The 8,888-nt window shown below is 63.7% G+C and carries 7 protein-coding genes; 2 read left to right on the forward strand and 5 right to left on the reverse strand.

Annotation, left to right across the window (positions count from 1 at the left end; all coding sequences use genetic code 11):
* The 5 genes from VFE81_RS19340 to VFE81_RS19360 form a co-directional block, all read right to left on the reverse strand.
* Window positions 1-407 (reverse strand): disulfide bond formation protein B (locus VFE81_RS19340; protein ID WP_325046133.1); only part of this gene is annotated, 407 nt, incomplete at its 3' end.
* Window positions 408-528: 121 nt separating this feature from the next.
* A complete protein-coding gene (locus VFE81_RS19345) occupies window positions 529-1,908 on the reverse strand; it encodes an amidase (protein WP_325046139.1) in 1,380 nt (459 codons plus the stop codon).
* A gap of 110 nt (window positions 1,909-2,018) precedes the next feature.
* Entirely contained in the window at window positions 2,019-2,699 is a 681-nt protein-coding gene (locus tag VFE81_RS19350) for a GntR family transcriptional regulator (protein ID WP_325046134.1), read from the reverse strand.
* 221 nt (window positions 2,700-2,920) lie between these two features.
* Window positions 2,921-4,273 (reverse strand): MFS transporter, encoded by a 1,353-nt coding sequence (locus VFE81_RS19355; RefSeq protein ID WP_325046135.1) that lies wholly within the window; start codon window positions 4,271-4,273, stop codon window positions 2,921-2,923.
* Between the two features lie 7 nt (window positions 4,274-4,280).
* The gene (locus VFE81_RS19360; protein ID WP_325046136.1) at window positions 4,281-4,970 is read right to left on the reverse strand and encodes a DUF2848 domain-containing protein; all 690 of its coding nucleotides are present in this window, start codon (window positions 4,968-4,970) and stop codon (window positions 4,281-4,283) included.
* A gap of 209 nt (window positions 4,971-5,179) precedes the next feature.
* On the opposite strand from VFE81_RS19360, the gene VFE81_RS19365 reads away from it, so the two are divergent.
* Both VFE81_RS19365 and VFE81_RS19370 read left to right on the forward strand, forming a co-directional pair.
* The gene (locus VFE81_RS19365; protein ID WP_325046137.1) at window positions 5,180-6,937 is read left to right on the forward strand and encodes a cation:proton antiporter; all 1,758 of its coding nucleotides are present in this window, start codon (window positions 5,180-5,182) and stop codon (window positions 6,935-6,937) included.
* Window positions 6,938-7,065: 128 nt separating this feature from the next.
* Window positions 7,066-8,589: a gamma-glutamyl-gamma-aminobutyrate hydrolase family protein gene (locus VFE81_RS19370; protein WP_325046138.1), complete on the forward strand. Its 1,524-nt coding sequence runs from the start codon at window positions 7,066-7,068 to the stop codon at window positions 8,587-8,589.
* Window positions 8,590-8,888 lie beyond the last annotated feature (299 nt).

Consider the following 8,888-nt stretch of genomic DNA (forward strand, 5'->3'; position numbering starts at 1 on the left):
GGCGGATAGGCCGTTTCGCAGAGACCGGCGACCTTGAAGACGCCCGGCAGCCAGTGCGCGGGCGGCAAGCTGTCGACCACCGGCTGCAGCGCGTCGAAACCGCAACTGAAGCCCGGATTCGCCTGGACATACACGTGCCGCGCGGCGGTTACGATGCCGCTCAGTGCTGACAGGGCCGCCAGCACTTCCAGCAGACGCACGCCGCGCCAGTTGTTGAAACGCGCGCCGAGGAACGCAAAAATCGCGATCAGCAGGAAGAAATAGCGCTGGATGATGCACAGCGGGCACGGGTCTTCGTGCAGCTCGTATTGCAGATACAGCGCGCCGGCGACGAGGCCGACGCAGATCAGGCCAAGCAGAACCAGCAGGGAGCGCTCGCGGCGCAGCATCGCATTGTCGTTATTCATGGATCGTGTGGCTGTCTGGAAACGGAAAGGGCGGGTGCCCGCGATTCTAGCGCGAACCCCCGCCTTGGCGCTTATCGCGCTTTTAAGTCGCAATCCCGCTCAGGGTCTGCCCGGTGCCCGATCAGCGAATCGCGTTGAGTACTGCTTCGGCGCCGCGGCCGATTGCCAGCAAGGCGTCATCGGTGTGCGGCGCGGACGCCAGCATCAGGCCGACCGGCGCGTCGCCACGCAGATGGCAGGGCAGCGACAGCGCGCAGGCATCGAGGAAGTTGAACGCGCTCGGATTGCGCAGGATCAGCGCATTGGTGCGGCCAAAGGCGTCGTCGTCGTGGATCAGATCGGCCACGCGCGGCGGCAACACCGGCACGGTGGGCGCGACCACCGCGTCGAAGCGCTGCCACAGCGTGCGCGCGGCTTCGTCGAGCATGGCCTGGCGTTCGGCGAGCAGGTCCAGATAATCGACTGCGCTCGCGGGTTGGCCCTTCAGAATGCGCACCAGCACGCGCGGATCGTATTGTTCGCGGTGCTTTTCCAGCAACGGACGATGCCATGCATACGCTTCGATCGGCGAAAAGCCGAAGCGGTTGATCTCGGGCAGACGATCCAGCGGCGCGAAGCGCACTTCGCTGACGATCGCGCCGGCGGCTTCCAGATGCTTGAGCGCGGTGTCGATCGCGGCGGCGACCGCCGGTTCGACGCCGTCCGTCACGAAATTGGTCAGAACGCCCAGGCGCACGCCTTCGAGCGGCCGGGCCGCCGGGATGCGCGGCTCGAGCCCGGCCAGCATCCGGTCGACCATCGCGCAGCACGCCACCGAGACGCCGATCGGCCCGAACGAGTCGAGCGTCGACGAGAGCGGCACGCCGCCTTGCTTCGGGATGCGGTCGGCGGTCGGCTTGAAGCCGGTCAGGCCGCACAGCGCTGCCGGAATGCGGATCGAGCCGCCGGTGTCGGTGCCGAGCGCGATGGCCGCCATGCCGTCCGCGACAGACGCCGCCGCACCCGACGACGAACCGCCCGAAATTCGCTCGTCGCCCTTCACGCCACGGTGATAAGGCGATAGCGGATGCCCGTAGTGCGGGTTCAAGCCGAGTCCGGAAAACGCGAACTCGCTCATGTTGGTGCGCCCGACGATGACCGCGCCCGCCCGTTTCAGGCGCGCGACCGCGACCGCGTCCGCCTTGGCGGCGGGCGCATCGGCCAGCACGATGGAACCGGCGCGAGTCGGCTGGCCTTCGATATCGAACAGATCTTTGACCGACACCGGAATCCCGGCGAGCGGCGAGAGGACGGTGCCGGCGGCGCGCAGGCGGTCGTGCGCATCGGCGGCGGCGCGGGCGCTGTCGGCGTCGACATGCATGAAGGCGACCGCGCCCTGACCGGCCGGATCGGCTATCCGTTCGAGCGCGGTTTCAACGAGCGCGCGGCTGGTGGTGCGGCCGGCGTCGAGGTCGGCGGCAAGCTGGGCTAGCGGCGGGAAGGGCGTGAATTCAGTGGCCATGGTGTCGGGAAGCATCCGGTTGAACCGAGTGAAGCCGGTTGAGGTCGCGGTTGGGGTCGATTGGTACGGTCAATTAATGCGTTTAATTAGCGGCATCCGATCGGCTTCGATCAGATGCGGTTGAAGAGCGTGGCGCGGAACGCTTCGATATGCTTTTGCACCGACTGTCGGGCGCCTTCGGCGTCGCGTTCGCGCAGCAGGCGAAACAGTTCCAGATGTTCTTCGTGGACGTCTTCGAGATGATGCGGCTCGGACAGCGAAATGAACCAGAAGCGCAGCGAGCGCTCATGCAGTCCACGCAGGATGTCGGCCAGGACAGGGTTGCGCGACGCAGCCGAAATCGCCAGGTGAAACTCGCGGTCGATATCCATCATGCCTTCGATATCGTGCGCGGCGACGTAAATCTCCGAGCGATCGAGCAAGGCCTGCATCGCGTCGAAATCGTGTTGCTGCGCGTGGCGCGCGGCCAGTTCGACGCAGTAGCTTTCGTTGACGAGCCGCACGTCGATGATCGCCAGTACATCGTCGAGCGAAACCGGGCGGACCATGATGCCCTTTCTCGGCATGATGGTGAGCATGCCTTCGTGTACCAGCCGATGCAGTGCCTGATGCACAGGCGTTCTGCCGATGCCGGTCAGCACCATCAATTCCGCTTCGTTGAGCACCTCGCTCGGCCGCAAGCGCATCGTGATGATCTCGCGCTTGACGAAGGCATACGCCTGCTCGGCGAGGCTTGCCGTGGCGGTCTCGCGAGGGGCACTGGAACGGCGGGCAGTCTGCAAAAGCGTCATGTGAAGAGGGGAGCGGGCAATGTCGTCCGCATTGTAGAGCAAGGTTTTGCGAGGACGGCGCCTGGTGGGCGGTTGCTCACCGGCGCTGTCTGCGCATGACGCGCCGGCCGCGCGTCACAGCAATAACAGTAAGCGCTGGGATTGCCGGAATCGCCGGAATCACAGCAATCGCCGGAATCTTCGCGTCACGCAAGCACGGCAATCGTCGCAATTACAGCCTATCAGGCGCTGCTCGGCGTCACCGCCGCGGCATGCTGCACCTTGACGCGCGGCATCATCAATGTAACCAACCCACCGACGATCAACGCTCCCGCGATCAGCACCAACCCGAAGGTCACGCTATGCGTCGCATCCTTGACGATGCCGAGCACATACGGGCTCACATAGCCGGCCAGATTCGCAATCGAGTTGATCACGGCGATCCCGGCAACTGCGGCGGTGCCTTGCAGGAACGTAGTGGACATCGACCAGAAGATGCCGAAGCCCGCCAGAATGCCGATATACGCAATCGACAAACCGGTGACGGCGAGCGGAATCGAATTGGTCACCGAGGCGCTGCCGAGCAGGCCCGCCGCGCCGATGAAGCAGCACACGGCGTAGTGCCAGCGCCGTTCGCCCGTGATATCCGACGAGCGGCCGATCAGGATCATGCCGATGCCCGCCGCCAGGTAGGGAATCGCGGTCACGAAGCCGTTCGTGACGAGGTTGGTCACGCCGAGGTCCTTGACGATCTGCGGCAGCCAGAACGAAAAGCCCGCATTGCCGGTGACGAGACAGAAGTAGATCAGCGTGAGCAGCCAGAAGCGGCTCGAGCGCAAGGCGACCTTCAAACTGTGCTCCGCGCCGGCCGCTGCGGCGGCTGTGTTTTCGCGCGAGAGGCGGGTGAGGATCACGCGTTTTTCGTCGTCGGTGAGCCACGCGGCTTCGGCGGGCGTATTGCGCAACACGGCGAGCGCCCAGAAACCGGCGAGGATCGACGGAATGCCTTCGATCAGGAACATCCACTGCCAGCCGCGCAAGCCGTGTGCTTCATGCAGTGCCGACATCAGAAAGCCCGACAACGGTGCGCCGATGATGCCCGCCACCGGAATCGCAGCCATGAACACGGCGACCATCCGCGCGCGCCGGTCGGACGGAAACCAGAAGGTCAGATACAACACCACGCCCGGCACCAGACCGGCCTCGGCGACGCCGAGAAAAAAGCGCAGCACATAGAACATCGTTTCCGAGTGTACGAACATCATCAGGCACGACAGCAGGCCCCACAGCAGCGTGATGCGGGCGATGGTGGCGCGCGCGCCGAACTTCTTCAGCAGCAGATTGCTCGGCACTTCGAACACGAAATAGCCGAAGAAAAAGATCCCCGCGCCGAGTCCGTACGCCGCGTTCGAAAGGCCGAGGTCGCCGGTGAACTGCAGCTTCGCGTAACCGATGTTGACGCGGTCCAGGTACGACAACACGTAGACGAGAAACAGGAACGGCATGATGCGCCAGGTGATCTTGCGCAGGGCGGCGGCTTCGAGCCACGCGTCGGAAGACGCGTCGGCGTCGGCAGATAGCGAAGGGGGATTCATGGGTGCCTCATTCGACGATAGGTAACGCGTGCACGCGGTAGGCGTGGCGCAGCGTGCGGTTCAGGATGGGGTCGTGCAGTTCGAGTTCCAGCGCGTCGCCGTCGGCCATCCCGACGATGCCGCCCTGTACGGCCAGCGTGCCGCAGAACATCGCGGCGCCTTCTGCCACGGGCGCGCGCTCCAGCAGATCGGCGGCCGGCAGCAATGAGGCGACGCTGCCTTGCTGATAGATGCGCCGCTCGCCGTCTTTTGTCACAGCGAATGCGCGCAGTTCAAGCTGGTCCCAGTGGCCGGCCACGTCGTCGAAACGCCAGGCTTCACGCGCGACCGGTTTCGGGCAGACCTGCTTGGAGACGGTGACGCCGTAGGCCTCGACTTCGCGATCGGTATGGTCGGAGCCGACGGTGACGAGCAGTCCCGCCTGCGAGCGCACCAGCACGCACTCGGCTTCACCGCTGGACTTCACGCCGACCACGTCGATCTGCTCGGCCTGCGTCAGCAACTCGGCGCCGAGGCGGTAGAAGCAGGGCGTGGTGGACGGCCGCTTCACGCCAAGTTCGGCGAGTTCGGCGATGTGATGCTCGATCGCTGCCTGGTCACGCCCGGCCCAGCCGGCAATCGTCAGACGATTCACTTCGACGATATCGGCGTGGCTGTCGCCGGAACGATCTACAACATTGAAGGACACTTGCTGCATCACTCGACTCCCAAGAAAATATGCGACAAATATTATTGTGATATTTCACTGGCGTCCAGTGTGTCAAAAAAGTTTCGGCTGGAGCGGCCTGCTTTGCGCCCTGTGGCCCGGCCAATCCCAAGCCCTTTCGACGTTTGCGCGATTCGATGCGCCACGCGGGTGCGTTACACTGCGTTTTTGAGACATTACTTTTTGTAAGGGACGCATCCATGCATCATGGCATCGGCTTTATTCAGGATCTGGCGGTCGTGATGGCGCTCGCCGGCGTCGTCACCGTGCTGTTCCATCGCCTGAAACAGCCGGTGGTGCTGGGTTACATCGCCGCGGGCGTGATCATTGGGCCGTACACGCCGCCGTTCCAGCTGATTCACGACGAGCAGACCATCCAGACGCTCGGTGAACTCGGCGTGGTGTTCCTGATGTTTTCGCTCGGGCTTGAATTCAGCCTGCGCAAGCTCTTCAAGGTCGGTGCGACGGCGATCGTCGCGGCGCTTTCCGAAATCGTGCTGATGCTGTGGATCGGTTACGAGATCGGCAGCGCGTTCGGCTGGAGTTCGATGGACTCGTTGTTCCTCGGTGCGATTCTGGCGATCTCGTCGACCACCATCATCGTCAAGGCGCTTTCCGAGCTGGGTCTGAAGCGCGAGAGCTTCGCGCAACTGGTGTTTGGGATTCTGATCGTCGAGGACATTCTCGCCATTGCGATGCTGGTGCTGCTCTCCGGTATTGCACAGACGGGGCAGTTGAGCGCGGGTATCGCCGTTGTGACGCTCGGCAAGCTGTTGCTCTTCATGACGGTGTCGTTAGTTGTGGGCATTCTGGTGGTTCCGCGCGCGCTGAACTACGTGGCACGCGCCAAAAGCGACGAAATGCTGCTGGTGTCGGTGCTGGGCTTCTGTTTCGGCTTCTGTCTGCTGGTGGTGAAGCTCGATTACAGCATTGCACTCGGCGCGTTCCTGATCGGCGCGATCATGGCGGAGTCGCGCCATCTGCATCGGATCGAGCACCTGATCGCGCCGCTGCGCGACGCCTTCTCCGCGATCTTCTTCGTGACAATCGGCCTGATGCTGAACCCGGCCGTGCTGGTCGACTACGCATGGCCGATTGCGGTGATTACGGTAGCCGTGATCGTCGGCAAGATCGTTTCGTGCGGGCTGGGTACTTTTCTCGCCGGCAAGGACGGGCGCACGGCGATGCGGGTCGGCATGACCGTCTCGCAGATCGGCGAGTTCTCGTTCATCATCGCGTCGCTCGGTCTGACCTTGAAGGTGACGAGCGCGTTTCTGTATCCGATCGCGGTGGCCGTTTCCGCCTTGACCACGCTTTTCACGCCTTACCTGATTCGCGCCGCGGATCCGCTGACGCAGCGCCTCGGCCAAGCGATGCCGCGCACGCTGGCCAACGGGTTCAGCATGTACGGGCAGTGGCTGCGTAGTTTGAGCACTGGAACCGGCGAGCCGACGCTGTTCAGCATGACGCGACGGATCATTTTGCAGATCGCCATCAATCTTGCTTTGGTCGCGGCGATCTTCCTGACTGTGTCGTATAGCGCGCCTTACACCAGCACCGTGCTCGCACACTGGATGAGTTCCGAGCCGATGCAGCGCGTGGTGCTCTGGAGCATCGCGCTGGTGCTGTCGATGCCGTTCCTGGTGGCGGTTTATCGCAAGACCAAGTCGCTGGCGCTGCTGCTCGCCGAGGTGAGCGTGCAGCCGGCGACGGCGGGGCGCTTCACCAGTGCGATCCGTTACGCGATCTCCGACCTGGTGCCGGTGGTCTCGATGGTTGGCGTGTTTTTGCTGGTCGCGGCGCTCTCTGGTGGCATCTTGCCGCCGACAGGCCTCCTGACCGTGGTGCTGGTTTGCGCCGCTTTGCTGCTGGCGCTCGTCTGGCGCTGGTGCGTGAAAATCCACGCGGCGATGCAGATCGCCTTGCGCGAAACTTTCGAGGAGCAACCGGACCCGTGAGGTAGATGGCGCTGCCCCTTGACCTGTAACAATGTGAGCAATTGTGTGCGGGTTTGCGGGGCTTGCCGCGCTAGCGGATAATCAGGGCATATTCATTCGTTCGCGTGGAAGGCGCCTGTCTGACTGTCATGAGCGAAAACAAACCTGAAAACGCCGGCAAGCCCGGCAGCCCATCGTCGCCTTCGGCGACGCCAACGTCCTCAACGCCTGCAACGACGTCCGGCACAGCGCCTGGCACAACGCCTGGCACGTCGAAGCCCGACACCACGCAGCCTGAGCCCGCGGCCTCGCTACCGCTCTCCCACGAAGATTCCGTCCAGTCTCCGATCAAGGACGCGGTGACGCCGCCTACGGCTTCGACTGTATCGCCGGCTGCCGAGGAGGCCGCTGTGAGGTCGTCGACCGACAACCCCGGGAGCGCGTCCACCGTCACTCCCGCCGATCCGCAAACGGCGCGCCAACGCGATGCGGCCGAAGCACGCAGTTCCGCGGCTGCGTCGACGGCTCAACAGGAGGCCGCAGTCCGCGAGCGCGCGGCACGCAAGGCGGGATCTGCCGCCAAAAGTCCAGCTTCACGTCCGGCTACGCTCGAAAGCAGCGAACCGGTCGCCGGTGAATTGAGTAGACCGGTTGACGAAGCTGCGCTGACCGAAAAAGCGGAAGAAGCCGTCGCTGCCGCTCGCCCGGCTGGCTCGCCGCCGCCGGGTTTCGGCGCCGCGCCGGACTTCACTGCATCGAACCCGCCGCCGCCGAACGCGCTGCCGCCGTCGCCGCCGCGCTATCTGAAACAAAGCGATTCGGCCTGGACCGTGTTCGGCCGCATCATCGCGGCGCGCGCGCGTCAGTTGTTCGATCGCGCCGGCCAACGGATCACGCAGCGTACGCTGCGCATCGGTGTGTCGGCGCGCATCTTCCATCCAGAACCGGGCGCGAAGGGACTACGGGGCAAGACGCTGCAATACCTCGAAGAATCGATTGCGCACTGGGTGATGTCGCGCGACGTGCTGGTGTTCATGATTCCGACGGTCGGCCATCAGGGCATGCTGCACCCGAGCAATATCCGTTTGCGCGACTATGCGAAGCATCTCGACGGTCTGCTGCTGCAAGGCGGCGCAGACGTCTCGCCGCAGTCGTACGCGGAACAGGCGACGAGCCCCGAGTGGCCGGGCGACCGCGTGCGCGACATGTACGAACTCGAATTGCTGCATGAGTTCATCGAGTCAGGCAAACCGGTGCTCGGCGTGTGCCGCGGTTGCCAGTTGATCAACGTGGCATTCGGCGGCACCCTGTACCAGGACATCGCCACCGATGTGCCGACTGCCGGTGCGCATGTCAACGAGAACTACGATCAGCATCGGCACAGCATTCATTTCCCGGACGGCTCGACGCTGGTCAATATGTTCCCGGGCCGTCGCGAAGCGATCGTCAACTCGATTCACCATCAGGCGGTCAAGACGCTTGGCCGGGATCTGAATATCGAGGCGGTGTCGGCGTCGGACGGCATCATCGAGGCCATCCGCTTTCGGCGTGCGCCGTTCGTGATGGGCGTGCAGTGGCATCCGGAGTTTCATCGCGCGGGCGGACCGGAGTTGCTCGATTGCACGCCGTTGCTCGATACCTTCTTGCGGGTGGCGCGCGAAACGCGGTTTTGAGGTCACGTCTGTAAGCCGGACTCTCGAGTCCGGTCTTTCGAGTCCGATTTTTCCGGGTGTATACCGTCGTGCTCGCGACCGCGTCTCGTGCGGCTGTTTGCTCGCGCCGGCTTTCCCTTCGTCTTCGCTCTGCTATCGGGGTGGCAACGAGTTTATTCGCCGGTCATTGGCGGCTCGCCATAGTCAGGATTGCGTGTAGTTATCGACTGGGCCGCGCAAGTCGCCCGGACATTCGCCGGACGATACTTCCATGTATGTGACGTGGTCTCCACTTCATCGAGCTTGTGTGAGATGGATAA

Origin of the sequence: Paraburkholderia sp. (genome assembly GCF_035656215.1) — a bacterium.
In the GTDB taxonomy this organism is placed as follows: domain Bacteria; phylum Pseudomonadota; class Gammaproteobacteria; order Burkholderiales; family Burkholderiaceae; genus Paraburkholderia.

Coding starts and splice junctions, on each gene's coding strand:
- VFE81_RS19360 (WP_325046136.1), bottom strand. CDS start 4,970: ATGCAGCAAGTGTCCTTCAATGTTGTAGATCGTTCCGGCGACAGCCAC.
- VFE81_RS19370 (WP_325046138.1), top strand. CDS start 7,066: ATGAGCGAAAACAAACCTGAAAACGCCGGCAAGCCCGGCAGCCCATCG.
- VFE81_RS19365 (WP_325046137.1), top strand. CDS start 5,180: ATGCATCATGGCATCGGCTTTATTCAGGATCTGGCGGTCGTGATGGCG.
- VFE81_RS19350 (WP_325046134.1), bottom strand. CDS start 2,699: ATGACGCTTTTGCAGACTGCCCGCCGTTCCAGTGCCCCTCGCGAGACC.
- VFE81_RS19355 (WP_325046135.1), bottom strand. CDS start 4,273: ATGAATCCCCCTTCGCTATCTGCCGACGCCGACGCGTCTTCCGACGCG.
- VFE81_RS19345 (WP_325046139.1), bottom strand. CDS start 1,908: ATGGCCACTGAATTCACGCCCTTCCCGCCGCTAGCCCAGCTTGCCGCC.